Raw genomic sequence first — 15409 nt, 5'->3', positions numbered from 1 at the left:
TCTATGCTTAGTAGAAAGAACAAACTCCTGCTTTTCAAGCTATTGAGTTTGTTTTCTGTGGTTCGGGGATATAACATTTTGGTGATTACCCTGGCCCAATACCTCACCTCAATATACATTTTGGCCCCTGACAGGCCACTTCGTGATGTTGTTTTGGACATCAATCTTTTCCTGATAGTTACAGCATCCGCCTTGGTCATAGCCAGTGGGTACATCATCAACAATTTTTACGATGCCGAGAAAGATTTGATCAATAAACCAACCAAAAGTATGCTGGATCGGTTGGTGAGCCAGCGATTTAAACTAACGACCTATTTCATTCTTAATTTTTTGGCGGTATTTACGGCAAGCTATATTTCATTTAGGGCCGTACTCTTTTTCTCTGCCTATATTTTTGGAATATGGCTGTATTCCCATAAGCTCAAGCGGATTCCTTTTATTGGAAACTTGGTTTCTGCCACCTTGGCCATTGCTCCGTTCTTTGTGGTCTTTGTGTACTACAGAAATTTTGAGACCGTCATTTTTGTACATGCAGTTTTTCTCTTTTTGTTGATTCTGGCTAGGGAAATGATCAAGGATTTGGAGAATATGGCGGGGGATATGGCACAGAATTACAAGACCATCCCCATCATTTATGGCCCCAAAACCTCAAAATTATTGATAGGATTATTGATTGTGTTGACTTTGCTTCCGGCCATACTGTTGATCAAGACTTTTGATGTAGGCTATATGTACGTCTATTTCTATGCCTGCATCTTGCTTTTAGCTCTATTTCTTGTGCTTCTAGGCAAGGCCGAATCTAAAAAGCATTATGTTTGGTTGCACAATATTTTAAAGTTTATCATTGTGGCTGGAGTTTTTGGTATTTTGTTGATCGATGTCGATCTCGTAATCAATCGAATTATATAATGGAAAATATGTTGAAGGTGGCCATGGCCCAGATTGCACCGGTCTGGTTGGATAAAGTAGCCACATTGGAAAAGATTAAAGAAACCATTCGCGAAGCAGCTTCGGAAAAAGCGGAGCTTTTGGTCTTTGGAGAAGCCTTTTTACCAGGATATCCCTTTTGGCTGGCTCATACCGAAGGTGCAGCTTGGGATTTGAAGGTAAACAAGGAACTTCATGCACATTATGCCAGAAATTCAATCCAAATTGAAACCGGAGAGCTTGATGCCATTTGCCAATTGGCCAAGGAACACAAAATGGCAATTTACTTGGGCATGATGGAACGAGCTAAAGATCGTGGAGGACATAGCCTGTATTGCTCTTTGGTGTACATAGATCAAGAAGGCGTAATTCAATCAGTGCACCGAAAGTTACAGCCAACTTATGATGAGCGTTTGACCTGGGCTCCTGGAGATGGAAACGGATTACAGGTACACCCATTAAAACAATTTACGGTGGGCGGACTCAATTGCTGGGAAAATTGGATGCCTTTGCCCAGAACTGCGTTGTACGGTCAAGGTGAAAATCTACATGTGGCGGTCTGGCCAGGAGGATTGCATAACACCAAGGATATTACCCGATTTATTGCCCGTGAATCCAGAAGCTATGTCATTTCAGTATCATCGTTGATGAAAACATCTGATTTTCCAAAGGAAACCCCTCATTTGGATAAGATTTTGGAGAAAGCTCCAGCAGTTTTGGCCGATGGAGGTTCTGCCATTGCTGGCCCAGATGGAGAATGGATCATTGAACCTGTGGTGGATAAAGAAGGATTGATCTATGCCGAACTGGACTTTAACCGAGTATATGAAGAACGGCAGAACTTTGACCCCGTGGGGCATTATTCCCGACCTGATGTGACCAAGCTGACCGTAAACCGGGAACGGCAGTCGACGATTGAGATCAAAGGCTAGTACGATTAGTTAGTTTTCCGCTTTTTAATTGTTTTGAGAAAGGTACTTGTTGAATTTCCGACCGCAATTAATCATACACCTTGTTGTGCAATGTTTTTTATTCTCTTTTTTCGACCGTAACCCATGTTTTATCAAATCCGATTGCTTCAAGTATTTTTTTCTTGTTCAAAGCTTTCGGGGGTTTCAGTTTTAAAATCAAACTGCTTGTCGGTACTTCTTCGATTATAGTGAATTGAGAACCGTGAGGTTGCCAAACAAATCTCTTGTTATCAGTTCCTTTGTCGAAACCTTCAAGGTTTTCGTTTTTATTCCAAGAGAAGTCAAATAATTCTGGGTCGTAACGAACGGTGTCGAACTCAAAGACCGCTACCTGAGTTAAGTCATTTGATTTTACAAGAACTACAGTTCGCAAGTGTTTAAACTTTTCTCGAATAGAAGAAACTCTCTCGTTCCAAATCTCTAAGACTTGTTCGCCTACTTCATTTGGGTCAGCTGAAGTATCAATTGTAGCACCATATGAGTAAACAATCGAGTTTCGACCTGAAATCAGTCGAACTTTGTTTAGGCTTCTAAAGTCTTTTACCCCTGATTTTACTGTTTTAGCACCCCAAGCGGTGTTTCCTAAAACCACGTCATCAAGACCAACATTTGAAGGTTTCCAATCTGCTCCAATGCAATGAGCAAATATTTCTTCCCATTCTGAACCTTCAAGGACTCCTTTACCTTTTGAAGCAAGTAAATAAACAATTTCTCGACCAAGAATGTACGGAAACTCTGAGCCAAATTCATTAAGAGGATAAGGCGGAAGTGATTTGTTAACAGTTCTAAGTTTTGGTGATTTCTTGCTCATTAACTCGGATTAAATTTTAAATCGTACTCTCTTAAAACAGCTGCTTGGTCTAATGAAGTAGCGACATAAGGCAATAACTTTTGAACAACAGCTTTAATCATATTTACTGGGACTGCGTTTCCGGCTTGTCTTTTTGCTTGTCCATCGCTTACAACGATTTTAAACCAATCAGGAAATCCTTGTAGTCTATGCATTTCGCGAGGGGTCAAACGCCTTTCACCATTAACCAAAAGGTAGTTGTAAGAAGCACCTGCTCTTAAAGCACAAGAAAAAGGGTAAGAAGAAATATTACCTGACTTATTCTCATGCCAAATCGAAGGATAGAATGACGATTTATGGCTTTCTTTTCTCTTGTTCTTTATGTAGTCCGAAGCGAAATGCTTTTCGTTAACTTTTGTTTCTAATATTTCGGTTAGTGGTTTGAAAGGTTTAATTGGATCAGGATAGGTGAACATAATCGGTTCTTTATGTCCAACAATGACAATTCTTTCTCGTTTTTGTGGGAGTCCGTAATCAAGAGCATTTAAAACGCTGTATTGAACATGATATCCAAGGTCTTTGAGTGATTTTAAAATCACTTTTAGGGTATTCCCTTTGTCATGTCCAACAAGTTGCTTCACATTTTCGAGTATAAACGATTTCGGTTCTTTTTCTTTTATTATTCGAGCAATGTCGAAGAAAAGGGTTCCGCGAGTATCATTTAGTCCTTTCATCTGACCAATTATACTAAAAGGTTGACATGGAAAACCTGCAAAAAGAATGTCATGGTCAGGAATGTCTTTTTCATCAATTTGGGTAATGTCACCATGAGGTCGCTCCCCAAAGTTGGCTTCATAACTGTCTTGAGCATATTTGTCAATGTCTGAGGAAAAGACGCATTTGGCATTAATGTCTTGTTCTTCGCATGCTTCTTCAAAAGCTATTCTGAAACCACCTATTCCGCAGAAAAGGTCAATAAATCGGATTTGTTCTCTACTGTCGTACATAAGTCAAATTTACTTTGGTTTTTGGCGTCTTAAAAGCCTGTCTGTTAGTTTCTATCAACATAGTTATTGTCGTTTTTTTAATTGCCACCAACTACGAGGATATGAATCGTTCTAATGATTTATATCCAACGATACAGAAACAAGTCCGCCCGTGCCGTTCGGACGGGTTCAGTACGGATAAGTGAAAGTTACAGGTTTTTGAGCTAAAATTCCAGTTAGAATTGATTAATAGGTAAACATTTAGCTTTCATTTTAAACCCTTAAAAAGAACTACCTTTGCAAAAATTTTATGACTGATGACGAGATCAGACAAGAACCGAGGTAGAAAACCATCCCAAAGGGATGGGGGCGGGTACCAGAAGAATCAATACGGAAAAAGCCGCCAACATTCCAACAAGAAAAGCACTCCACAAAAGAAATCCAATCCCAACGAAATACGCTTAAACCGCTTTGTGGCCAATGCAGGGATTTGCTCCCGAAGGGAGGCGGACACCTATATAGCAGCTGGTAATGTATCCGTAAATGGAAAAGTGATCACCGAGATGGGCTATAAGGTGAAACTCACGGATGATGTTCGTTTTGATGGGAGGAAACTCAATCCAGAGAAAAAGGAATACATCCTATTGAATAAGCCCAAGAATTTCATAACCACCACCAGTGATGAAAAGGGTAGAAGAACGGTTATGGAACTCGTTTCCAATGCCTCGAATGCCAGATTGTTGCCCGTTGGGCGACTGGACCGCAATACTACGGGACTTCTGTTGTTCACTAATGATGGTGACCTTACCAAAAAACTCACCCATCCCAAACATGGAGTACGTAAGATCTATCATGTTTTCTTGGACAAGAACCTGTCCCTTGGAGATTTGCACAAAATTGAGGACGGATTAAAACTGGAAGATGGTCCTGTTGAAGTGGATAGTGTGAGTTTTATACAAGGAGCACCAAAGAGAGAAGTCGGTATAGAGATTCACAGTGGACGTAACCGAATTGTACGTCGGATTTTTGAACATTTAGGCTATCAGGTTACCAAGTTGGACCGCGTAATTTTTGCTGGCCTTACCAAAAAAGACCTCCCTAGAGGTCATTGGCGCCATTTAACAGAACAAGAAGTGGTGAACTTAAAGATGATCCAGTGATGGAATAATCGAAGTCCGAGCATGGCAATACCAAATTGATGGATAGGCCGGTTAGGCTATCAAGGTTATATCAAACTCATCAAAATGTTTGATTACGGGCAAATCAAATCCTTCATAGTTATCGCCTGTGGAATTAACGATAAACACTTTGGAAACTTTGGAGTTGATCGCTGCTTGAATTCCAGAAAAGGAATCTTCAAATACGATTGACTTTTTCCTGTCCGCACCCAAGGCTTCAATTGCTTTTAAGAACAGATCAGGGTTGGGCTTTCCTTTAACCGTGCCATCATCATAGATGATATGTTCTTTTTTAAAGTAATGGAGCAGGTCAAATTTTTCAATAAAGAAGTCCACATTGGTCTTACCAGAAGCGGTTGCGATGGCCATTGGAATTTTCCTTGCCTTCAGTTCTTCAAGAAGGGATTTTGCACCAGGGGCCAGCTCCATTTTATTTTTAAGACACTCATTTCTGTACAAAACCTCCTTTTCCTCGGTAAATTGGTGAACTTCCTGATTGTTTAATTTTCGATTAAAAAGAATCTCAAAGGTGTCTTTCCCGTTTCTGCCGTGGATATATTCCCTTTTCTGGGCCTTGGTCAGGTTAATGCTGTGGAGCTGCAGGTATTCGTCCCACGAGTCTTCCTGATATTTGGAATCCCAAAATAGTGTTCCGTTAAAATCAAAGATTACTCCACTTTTTCTCATGAAAAATGTTGACTGTATTGTTGCTGGCAATAAACAAAGTTCGGGAATTTAGGCCTTAAAACAAGGGAAGATGACCTTGATTGAAGGATTTGGATTTTGGCTACGGCTTCAATGCGGAATGATGTGTAAATGCACTCCGTCATTAATTAATGATGCTTTTGATATGTAAAAGTTTAATTTTCTTTTTGACGTAATCCTTGTCCAGTAATTCCAATCTTCTATCAATATCTTTTGGGAAGCCAATCGGGTCTTTTTCTAGATAACCTTGTACAGTACCTTCCGTAAACAATCTCAATTTGGATTTACATTTTTCACAGATTATGAAACCAAAAAATTCGCCTCCTTCCTTACCACAATTGAAACACTGTTTGTCAGTTTTGCCCATTGTCATGTAATTTCTAATCTTTAATTATCTATCAACTATGTAAGGTGAAGTTCGTGAAAAATTTGAATAACAATAAAAGTAGAATGATTGAATTTTGATATTTGTTTCCAGAAGTTTTTCCAGTCAAGGTTTTATCTTAAATCTTAACCAGATGTGCACAACCTTTTCGATATCCATCTTTAACAGCTTTAACATTTCGGTTTTACCTATCCACTAAAGGGTTAGATGGAAAACCAATAATAAAAGCCTTTTTATACGTAACCTATTCTAATTTTTATTACCATATTGAGGTTCTTTCCCAGTTTCAATTTGGATGATTTCTCTTCCATACTCACCTATATGGTCAATTAAAAGTTTTTCAAAAACTTTGTATCCATCATCTACGTTTGTGAAAATGAGTATTCCTTGCCCGGTTTTGGGAAAGATGAATACAACCACTTGAGCTCCTTTGTCGGCGCCTCCATGTGATAAGGCATAATTTCCATCCTTGAAGTCATATTTCTCAAATCCCAATGTAAAATGTTTGCCATTTTTTGAAGCCACTTGATTTGAATGCAGTTGGGTTAAAATGTTTTTGGAAAGCCCTTTTCCTTCCATTACACTGACTAAGAAAGTACCATAATCTTTAATGGTTGTCAATAGATCATCAGCTGCGTTTTCAGTTTTTCTTTTATATAGTTCGTAATTATTTCCATCAACGTCAAAACCTAAGGCTACCCTCGATTCATCTGTGTTTTTGTCCCAGATGTATTTAGTATCATGCATTTTTAAAGGCTCAAAGATGAGTTCTGAAGCTATCTCATTTAGCCTTTTTTCGAATTTTTTTTCTAATGCCTTCCTCAGATATTCAAAACCTTCACCAGAGTATTGGTATTGTGTTCCTGGAGTAAACATAAATTCTAATTTTTCACCTCTCCAATTTGGAAATCCGGTTTGATGGCTTAAAATATGTCTTGTCGTAAGTAATTCTTTCCGAGGATCGTTTTTGACGTCGGGATCGATCCAGTATTTGGATATAGGTTCATCCAGATCCCATTTACCTTGGCTGATTAACTTCAAGGCAACTATTGCTGTAATTGGTTTTGTTAATGAAGCAACGTTGAAAATAGTGTTGTGGGGTGCTTTCTCTTTGGGATTAAGGTCACCATACACTTGAATTCGGCTTAGTTTACCATTGTTGATCATGCCCAAACCCAAAACAGGAACGTTGTTCTCCACCAACCATTCGTTTATTTCTGATTTGTTTTCAATTTGAGCAGTAAGTTGTACTGAAATGAATTGGAGGAGTAAATAAAGTAGATGCTTTTTCATGGTTTTCTAGTTATGTTTCATTGCGAGGTAAAACTACTTTTCAATCAGTGAAAAGAGCTCTTGATTAACCCGACAAAAACATGCCAATAAACCGACAATGACTATAATATACTGAAATTGAGTTTGATAAGAAGCCTTTGGTTTTTATCAATTTCAGCAGTATTACGTACTATAATAAACACATTGACCAATAATAGAAAAAGCATTGTTATTGGAACTATTTGATTTCCTATTGAAAGCCATTTACTAAGAAAGACAGCGATCATTACAATAATGGGAAACAACAAGGTCCACATAATTTGAATGGTAACTATTTGTTTGGTGATAGAATTCACTTCTTTTTTCCAGTACATTATGATTACGGGAAGGAGAATGCTTCCAAAAGGCAAAATAAGAAGTATTAAGGAGGATAGATTTATTAATTTAATCAAGCGTATATTGACTTCTTTTTGTTCTACACCTGCGAGTAGTTTTTCTTTGCTGATTTCCAAAACATTTGATAAAACTTCCAGTGTGTGTCCCTTGATTTCTTGTCCAGCTTCAATACGTTGAATCGTTCTCACGGAAATATTTGCCTTTTCAGCTAACTGCTCTTGTGTCAAGTTTAATTTCTTTCTATATCTAAGAAGTTGGGACATTGTCAATATTAGTTTAAGGCAATTATAGCTACTTGTCTATGAAATAATCCCAAGCTGCTTTGGAAATATCAGCGATTATTTTCTCGTTGGTTTCAAAATCTTCCGGTGATTCTGAGACAAAAACGCTTATGGCAAAGTATTCTCCATTTGGTAAGAAAACAATTCCGATATTATTTACCGCAGCAGTTATGCCCGTTTCTTTATGCTTTCCTGACCATCCCGTTTTATGCGCAACTATTGTTTCTTCGGGTAACTGCCCCCTTAATCTGTTTTTACCAGTTTTGGTTCCCTTCATTATATTCCATATGAAATCATAGCTTTCTTTAGAAAGTAAACCATTTTTGTTTTCATAGAATGCTGCCAATATTTTGTTGGCTTCTTTTGGAGTTGTCCAATTTAGAAACTGTAAGTCCCAATTACCTTGCATGGTTTCTTCATTGATTTTAACGGCAAAATCCTTAAAGCCAAGACTCGAAAAGTAATTTTCAACAGCCTGCGGTTCCCCAAGTAGCCTCAACAAAGCATCACAGCCAACATTATCACTTAAAGCGACAGTGTATTCAATGATCTCAGCAATGGTAAATATGCCTCCCTCTGGATGCTTTTCTCGGATTGGACTCCATAGTCCAGGTAACAACTCACTTTTCTTGATTTCAATTTTTTGGTCAAGAGAAAGGTTGCCTTTATCTATTTCGGATAAAATGGTCAATGCAATTGGAAACTTGAACACGCTCTGCATTGGAAAGTGTCCTTGACCGTTGATACTCAGAGTGTCTTTAGGCTCCATCCCGTTGATTGCAACCCCGACAACTGCTTTTTTGGAATTTATAACATCCTCAATTTTCAGTTTTAAGGTTTCAATTTCTTGGGCATATCCTTCTGTGAAGAATATGAAGAGGACCAGGAGTGCAAGAGGTGTTTTTTTCACTTTGATTTTCTTTTGTTTGGTAACTAATAGGGGATGAATTGTTTTTTGATGAGCTCTATTCTGCAATGCAGAATAGAGCTCGGTACAGGGAAGTGAATTTCGGAAAAATTTTACAGACTTAAAGCTGATGGATTTGCTTTTGCCTCATAAGTTAGTATTTCAAGACCATCGTTAAAAGATTCCTTTTCCAAAAGGTTCCAATAAGCTTTTGCGGTTGAATTTCCAAATAACCTGGTTCCTTCTCCAAGAATAATAGGGTTTAGCTTAATTTTTAATTGATCTATCAATCCATTTTCCAAAAGCCATCCTGCAAATTGGCCTCCTCCACATAAATAAATATCTGAGGTAGAACAATTCTTTATTTCCCTAATTCTTTGGATATTCATTTTTTCAATATGAACCTTGTCCGAAAGCGTGTCAACCTTTAATGAATCTGAAAAAATATAGTTTTCCATATTGGGATATGCGGGCTGTCCGGGCTCAAGTCCATATTGATAACCAAACTCATAGGTTTTTCTTCCCATGAGAACAGTGCCCAGCTTTGCAATATCTGACTGATACTTTTCCACACCTTCACCTTGTAAAATAAATTGACTAATGTCATCATTCTTACCTGAAATGTATCCGTCAAGGGAGCTCGCTACGTAATAGATAATTTGTCCCGTTTGTATGCTGTTTTTTTGAGCTGTCATAATGAAGTGATATTAGATGAAATTTGGTTGGATGTTGTTAAAAAATTTTAGTGTTCGAGACGATATTCAAAAAAAAATAGCCAAATATGGGCTCAGAATTGACGGATAGAGCCTATGGATTGATGGATTCTTACTTTGGTATTCAAAGACCACGTTCAAAGTTTTTTGACAGTTAACCAAATAGAAAATGATGAGTTCAAGGGTGTACTTGTCATTTTTGACTCAAATATCTACCTAGAATTGATGAGCATAGCATGTAAATTGACCAAAATGGAGATAAATCTTTTAGGCCAACACTTGCCCCATCTTTTGCCGGATTTCCTCTAAACATAAATTGCCCAAACTGCCCTCATGGGTATGCTCAATATCCTTTTTGGGTTTAAATGTGCCATTTTCAATGGCTTTGCCCATGGTTTTATAGGCATCCCTAAAGGGCATTCCACTTTTTACCAGTTCGTTGAGGGTATCTACACTAAAGAGGTAATCGTATTTAGGATCCTCCAAAATTGTAGTGTTCACTTGGACTTCCTTTAAGCTGAAAGTCATGAGTTCCAGACAGGCTTTTGTATCCTGGATGGCTGGGATGATTACCTCTTTCACCAATTGCAGATCCCGGTGGTAGCCACTGGGCAGGTTATTGGTGATCAAGGTCAACTGATTGGGCACAGCCTGAATTTTGTTACACTTGGCCCTGATGAGCTCAAAAACATCCGGGTTTTTCTTGTGCGGCATAATACTGCTCCCCGTGGTCAATTCATTGGGAAAGGAGATAAAATCAAAATTTTGACTCATATACAGGCAAATGTCCATCGCCATTTTAGAGAGTGTGGCAGCAACACTGGAGATACCAAAAGCTGTAGCCTTCTCCGTCTTTCCCCGTCCCATTTGGGCGGCTACCACATTATATTTTTGGGTTTCAAAACCCATTTCAGCTGTGGTAAAACTCCTGTCGATTGGAAAGGAACTTCCGTAGCCAGCCGCACTTCCCAAAGGGTTTTGGTCCACAATTTTGTAAGCGGCCTGTACAAAGTACAGATCATCTACCAAGCTTTCTGCATAAGCCGAAAACCAAAGTCCAAACGAAGAGGGCATGGCAATTTGCAAATGGGTATATCCGGGTAGCAGAACAGCTTTGTGCTCGTCAGCAAGTTGAAGTAATAGATCAAAGAGTGCTTTCACTTCACTTTTGATGGCCGAGAGCTCGTCTTTCAGGTAAAGTTGCATAGCCACCAATACCTGGTCGTTCCGGGATCTCGCAGTATGGATTTTCTTTCCGGTATCTCCCAATTTTTCGGTGAGCAAAAACTCAATTTTGGAATGCATGTCCTCAAAATCCTGCTCAATGGTGAATTCGCCCTTTTCAATGGATTTGGAAATGACGTCCAGTTCCTTGACCAAATCTTGGGCCTCGGTTTCGGTCAATAACCCAACCTTACCTAACATTTTGGCATGGGCCTTGGAGGCCACTACGTCATATTTTGCCAAAAGTAAATCCAATTCCCGGTCGTTACCTACGGTAAAATGGTCTATTTTTTTATCGGTGCTAAATCCTTTGTCCCAGAGTTTCATTTGTTAGTTGTTAGCGTTAGATAATGTTGATAAAACTTCCATGGCCCTAGTGGCATCGTGTTTATCCACAAAAATATGGTCATGAAAGTAAGCCGCAATCACATTGCAGCTAATATTGTTGTTGGCCAAAGCCGTGGAGAAGGCTGCGGTAAGTCCTACAGCCTCCAAAGAGGAATGCACTGCTAAAGTGATACAAGATGCTACGTAGTCATAGTCCAATTTTAGATCTTCGGCCAGTTCTTTTTTTAGGATGAGGGTAGTGCCCTCTTTCTCTTTGAACATGCCCTGAATCTCTTCAAACTTAATCGGAAGAGTTTTATTCACATGAACAAAAACATACTCCTTCTCATGGAGCTGAGGTTCCATTTGGGCCAACAGTTTTTGTAAATCGGTTTCTCCTGACATCTCTTCGGGTATTAAGAATTTAAAAATTGTTGAAGGATTTGGATATAGAGATCAATTCCCTCTTCAATTTCATTCACGAAAATAAATTCATCGGCCGAATGCGATCTAGTGCTATCGCCAGGCCCCAATTTAACCGATTGGCAGCTAAGTGCGGCTTGATCGGACAATGTAGGGGAACCATAGGTCTTTCTTCCTAGAGCGGTGCCACTTTGTACCAAACTGTGGTCTGGGTCAATGGCGGATGAGTTCAAACGCAAAGAGCGCGGAGTCATTTTACAAGGAGCCTCGCTGTTCAAAATATCGGCAATCTCTTTGTTGGAATAACAATCGTTGACCCGTACGTCCACCACCAGATCTACCTGTGCGGGAACAACGTTATGCTGGTTTCCCGCGTTGATTTGGGTGACTGTAAGTTTTACCTCCCCCAGAACATTGGAAACTTTCTCAAAGGAATACTCCTTGAACCATTTTAATACCTCAATGGTATTGTAGATGGAGTTATTATTGTTGGGATGTGCGGCATGGGATGGGGTTCCTTCAACAACAGCATCAAAAACGATTAATCCCTTTTCAGCAATGGCCAAATCCATTAAAGTGGGTTCTCCAACAATGGCCACATCAATTTTTGGAAGGATGGGTAAAAGGGCGGTCAGGCTTTTGGCTCCAGCGTCCTCTTCCTCTCCTGTTGCCGCCATAATTATATTATGGCTAAGATTTTCTTGCTCATAAAAATGTACAAAGGTGGCCAAGAGGGACACCAGGCAACCTCCTGCATCATTGCTTCCCAAGCCATATAATTTACCGTCCTCCAGGTGCGGGTGAAAAGGGTCTTTGGTATAGGCAGAATTTGGTTTTACCGTATCATGATGGGAATTTAAGAGCAATGTGGGTTTACGTTCGTCAAAATGTTTGTTGAACGCGTAAATATTGTTGTACTGTCGATTGGTTTTAACACCAAAATCCTGAAGCCAAGTTTCAATGGCGTTTCCGGTTTTATCCTCTTCCCCGGAAAACGAAGGAGTAGCAATGAGTTCTTGTAGTAGCTCGATTGCTTTCTGGGTTAATTGTTTTTGGTCAGTTTTCATAGCGTTATGGTGGTAAAATTTGTGTAGCCTTCCTCAAACATACTGCTATCGCCAATGCAGACCTTGGAGACTTGGTTCCGAAGCGCATTAAAGCAATTGTGCATTTTGGGGAGCATGCCCTCGTTGATGACTTTAAGGGCCAAAAGTCGTTCGTATTTTTTTGAATTGATAAAGGGAATTACCGAATTCTCATTGGAAATGTCCTTAAGGACACCTTTCTTTTCAAAACAATAATAGAGTGTAGTGTCAAATTGATTCGACATTCCGATGGCTATTTCAGAAGCTATGGTATCCGCATTGGTATTGAGCAGTTGTCCTTTGCCATCATGAGTCAGGGCACAAAAAACAGGGGTAAGTCCAGCTTGCAATATTTTGAAGATACTATAGGTATTCACTTTTTCCACATCGCCAACAAAACCAAAATCCACTTCATTGACCAGTCTTTTATACGCTTTGATGATATTGGCATCTGCTCCGCTCAAACCTACCGAATTGACACCTAGGGCCTGCAATTGAGCTACAATCTTTTTGTTTACCAGTCCTCCATAGACCATAATGGCCACATCAAGGCTTTGGGCATCCGTAATCCTTCTCCCATCCACCATTTTGGACTTAATGCCTAGGGCTTCCCCAATTTCCGTGGCTTTTTTTCCGCCTCCATGGACCAATATCTTGTTTCCCCTGATTTTTGAAAAGAGGTGCAGCAGATAGTATAGTTCTTTTGGGTCTTCAATAAGATTACCCCCAATTTTTACTATGGATAGCTTTTGTTTCATAACGATTCCAATATTTTTTTCAATACAATTTGTGCTGAAAATGTTCTGTTGTTGGCCTGGTGTACCACCAAGGACTGGTCACCGTCAAGAACAGCATCTTCAACCACTACATTTCGCCTTACCGGAAGGCAGTGCATAAACTTGGCCCCTCCAAGCTTTGCTTGGGTCATCATCCAGCTGGAATCTTGCTTTAGCACTTTTCCATACTCGCTATAACTACTCCAGTTTTTAACATATACAAAGTCAGCATTTTCCAACGCCCTTTTTTGATCATGTTCAATAGTGCACCCTTTTGTTATTTCTGAATTGAGCTCATATCCTTCAGGGTGGGTAATTACAAAATTGGCATTCTGAAGCTTCATCATTTCAACAAAAGAATTGGCCACCGCATGGGGCAGGGCTTTGGGGTGTGGAGCCCACGATAACACCACTTTGGGATTAATCTTGGTATTGAATTCCTTTAAGGTTATGGCATCGGCCAAAGCCTGTAAGGGATGGGCCGTAGAGCTTTCCATGTTCACTACCGGAACCGAGGCGTATTTTGCAAATCCAGTCAAGACCTCTTCGGCTTCGTCCTTGGCCTTATCCTTTAGTTTTGCAAAAGCCCTAATCGCTACAACATTGCAATATTGCGAAACTACCCGGGCCGCTTCCTTGATGTGCTCCGAAGTGCCTTGGTCCATAATGGTACCATCTTCATATTCCAAGATCCAGCCTTCACTGCCAAAATTCATCACCATGACCTCCATGCCCAGGTTCATGGCGGCTTTTTGAGTACTCAGACGTGTTCGTAAGCTATTGTTGAAAAATAGCAGACAGATGGTTTTGCCTTTCCCAAGCGCGTTGTCTTGGAGAGGATTTTGTTTTAAAGTTATCGCTTCCTCTACCCAGGCGGGCAGGGAGTCAACATCATTTATGGACAGATAATGTTTCATTTCAATTCTTTTTTCAAGCCTTCGAGTAGCAGGTCAATATGATTTTTTGTAACGTTCAGGGCGGGCAAGATTCTGAGCAACTTTTTGTTTTTGGCCCCACCCGTGAACATATGTTGGTTATGAATCAAGGCTTTTCTTAGTTCTGAAACCTCAAAATCAAACTCCAAACCGAGCATAAGGCCCCTTCCTTTTACATTTTTTACTTGTGGAAGCTCTTTTGCTCTTTCTTTGAGATAATTTCCAACTTCGGCTGCATTTTGAATAAGATTTTCGTCTTCCATTACCTCAAGAACTGAAAGGGTAGCTGCGCAAGCTAGATGATTACCACCAAAGGTTGTTCCCAATAGTCCGTATGAGGCCCTAAAGGAGTTATGGATCAAAACCCCACCAACTGGAAAACCATTCCCCATACCTTTGGCAATGGTTATGATATCTGGTTGAATTCCATGGTGCTGAAAGGCAAAGAATTTTCCACTTCGACCAAAACCGCTTTGTACTTCGTCTGCAATCAATACCACTCCATGCGATTTGCAGGTACTGGCGACAAATTGGAAAAATTCTGTAGTGGGCTCATCTAAGCCACCCACTCCCTGAATGGACTCAAGGATGACAGCACAAAAATCATCAGAAGCTATAGCTTTTTCAAAAGCTTCAGTATCGTTAAAAGGCAAAAAGGTTACTTCTTGCTGTTGATTTATGGGAGCATTGATTGCTGGATTATCCGTGGCGGCCACAGCGGCGGAAGTCCTTCCGTGAAAACTGTTGTTAAAAGCAATTACTTTGGCCTTTCCGGTATGAAACGATGCCATCTTCAAGGCATTTTCATTGGCCTCTGCACCTGAGTTGCACATAAAAAGTGCATAATCGTCACATCCGGACAATTCTCCCAGCTTTTGCGCAAGTTCATTTTGTAAGGGATTTTGTATGGAGTTGCTATAAAACCCAATTTTTTCCAACTGATCCTTCAATCGGGCTACATAATGTGGATGACTATGCCCAATGGAAATGACCGCATGTCCTCCATAAAAATCCAAATATTTCTGCCCTTTTTCATCAATGACCTCAATACCGTTTGCCGATACCGGGGTAACATCGTATAAGGGATATACATCAAAAAGCTTCATCACGGTTTATGTTATGGCTTTT

At 39.9% G+C, this 15409-nt stretch carries 17 protein-coding genes; 3 read left to right on the top strand and 14 right to left on the bottom strand.

From position 1 onward, the window contains the following. The first annotated feature begins 3 nt into the window (after positions 1–3). Both DX873_RS08655 and DX873_RS08650 read left to right on the top strand, forming a co-directional pair. Entirely contained in the window at positions 4–909 is a 906-nt protein-coding gene (locus DX873_RS08655) for a geranylgeranylglycerol-phosphate geranylgeranyltransferase (RefSeq protein ID WP_116184061.1), read from the top strand. Beyond that, positions 909–1859, top strand: a complete 951-nt coding sequence (locus DX873_RS08650; RefSeq protein ID WP_116184060.1) for a carbon-nitrogen hydrolase family protein — start codon at positions 909–911, stop codon at positions 1857–1859. Before DX873_RS08655 ends, DX873_RS08650 begins: the two co-directional genes overlap by 1 nt. A gap of 97 nt (positions 1860–1956) precedes the next feature. On the opposite strand, the gene DX873_RS08645 is transcribed toward DX873_RS08650, so the two are convergent. Beyond that, positions 1957–2709, bottom strand: coding sequence for a hypothetical protein (locus DX873_RS08645; RefSeq protein ID WP_116184059.1), 753 nt, complete (start codon positions 2707–2709; stop codon positions 1957–1959). Next, entirely contained in the window at positions 2709–3695 is a 987-nt protein-coding gene (locus DX873_RS08640) for a DNA cytosine methyltransferase (protein ID WP_116184058.1), read from the bottom strand. The genes DX873_RS08645 and DX873_RS08640 overlap by 1 nt, the downstream gene beginning before the upstream one ends. A gap of 296 nt (positions 3696–3991) precedes the next feature. Between DX873_RS08640 and DX873_RS08635 the strand changes: the two genes are divergently transcribed. Next, the gene (locus DX873_RS08635) at positions 3992–4834 is read left to right on the top strand and encodes a pseudouridine synthase (protein WP_116184057.1); all 843 of its coding nucleotides are present in this window, start codon (positions 3992–3994) and stop codon (positions 4832–4834) included. Positions 4835–4885: 51 nt separating this feature from the next. Here DX873_RS08635 and DX873_RS08630 read toward each other — a convergent pair whose 3' ends face one another. From DX873_RS08630 to DX873_RS08575, 12 genes are all read right to left on the bottom strand, one after another. Next, on the bottom strand, positions 4886–5539 hold the full coding sequence (locus tag DX873_RS08630; protein WP_116184056.1) for an HAD family hydrolase: 654 nt from the start codon (positions 5537–5539) through the stop codon (positions 4886–4888). A gap of 142 nt (positions 5540–5681) precedes the next feature. Beyond that, positions 5682–5924: a hypothetical protein gene (locus tag DX873_RS08625; protein WP_116184055.1), complete on the bottom strand. Its 243-nt coding sequence runs from the start codon at positions 5922–5924 to the stop codon at positions 5682–5684. A 267-nt stretch (positions 5925–6191) separates the two neighbouring features. Beyond that, positions 6192–7235: a serine hydrolase domain-containing protein gene (locus tag DX873_RS08620; protein WP_116184054.1), complete on the bottom strand. Its 1044-nt coding sequence runs from the start codon at positions 7233–7235 to the stop codon at positions 6192–6194. 101 nt (positions 7236–7336) lie between these two features. Further along, positions 7337–7873, bottom strand: coding sequence for a helix-turn-helix domain-containing protein (locus tag DX873_RS08615; protein WP_116184053.1), 537 nt, complete (start codon positions 7871–7873; stop codon positions 7337–7339). Between the two features lie 28 nt (positions 7874–7901). After that, positions 7902–8807, bottom strand: a complete 906-nt coding sequence (gene bla, locus DX873_RS08610) for a class A beta-lactamase, subclass A2 (RefSeq protein ID WP_116184844.1) — start codon at positions 8805–8807, stop codon at positions 7902–7904. 104 nt (positions 8808–8911) lie between these two features. Beyond that, complete coding sequence (locus DX873_RS08605) at positions 8912–9493, bottom strand: dihydrofolate reductase family protein (RefSeq protein ID WP_116184052.1); 582 nt, start codon at positions 9491–9493, stop codon at positions 8912–8914. 285 nt (positions 9494–9778) lie between these two features. Further along, a complete protein-coding gene (argH, locus tag DX873_RS08600) occupies positions 9779–11062 on the bottom strand; it encodes an argininosuccinate lyase (protein WP_116184051.1) in 1284 nt (427 codons plus the stop codon). A 3-nt stretch (positions 11063–11065) separates the two neighbouring features. Next, a complete protein-coding gene (locus DX873_RS08595; RefSeq protein ID WP_116184050.1) occupies positions 11066–11467 on the bottom strand; it encodes an ACT domain-containing protein in 402 nt (133 codons plus the stop codon). An 11-nt stretch (positions 11468–11478) separates the two neighbouring features. After that, the gene (locus DX873_RS08590; protein ID WP_116184049.1) at positions 11479–12552 is read right to left on the bottom strand and encodes a M20 family metallo-hydrolase; all 1074 of its coding nucleotides are present in this window, start codon (positions 12550–12552) and stop codon (positions 11479–11481) included. Further along, positions 12549–13328 (bottom strand): acetylglutamate kinase, encoded by a 780-nt coding sequence (gene argB, locus DX873_RS08585; protein WP_116184048.1) that lies wholly within the window; start codon positions 13326–13328, stop codon positions 12549–12551. The genes DX873_RS08590 and argB overlap by 4 nt, the downstream gene beginning before the upstream one ends. Further along, positions 13325–14263 carry a Rossmann-fold NAD(P)-binding domain-containing protein gene (locus DX873_RS08580; RefSeq protein WP_116184047.1) on the bottom strand — a complete coding sequence of 313 codons (939 nt, stop codon included), beginning with the start codon at positions 14261–14263 and terminating at the stop codon, positions 13325–13327. The genes argB and DX873_RS08580 overlap by 4 nt, the downstream gene beginning before the upstream one ends. Beyond that, complete coding sequence (locus tag DX873_RS08575; protein WP_116184046.1) at positions 14260–15387, bottom strand: aspartate aminotransferase family protein; 1128 nt, start codon at positions 15385–15387, stop codon at positions 14260–14262. Before DX873_RS08575 ends, DX873_RS08580 begins: the two co-directional genes overlap by 4 nt. Between the last annotated feature and the right edge of the window lie 22 nt (positions 15388–15409).

This window comes from Flagellimonas nanhaiensis, assembly GCF_003382275.1.
Lineage (GTDB): Bacteria > Bacteroidota > Bacteroidia > Flavobacteriales > Flavobacteriaceae > Flagellimonas > Flagellimonas nanhaiensis.
Note: the sequence above shows the minus strand (reverse complement) of the source record. Positions and strands in the feature narration are given on the sequence as shown.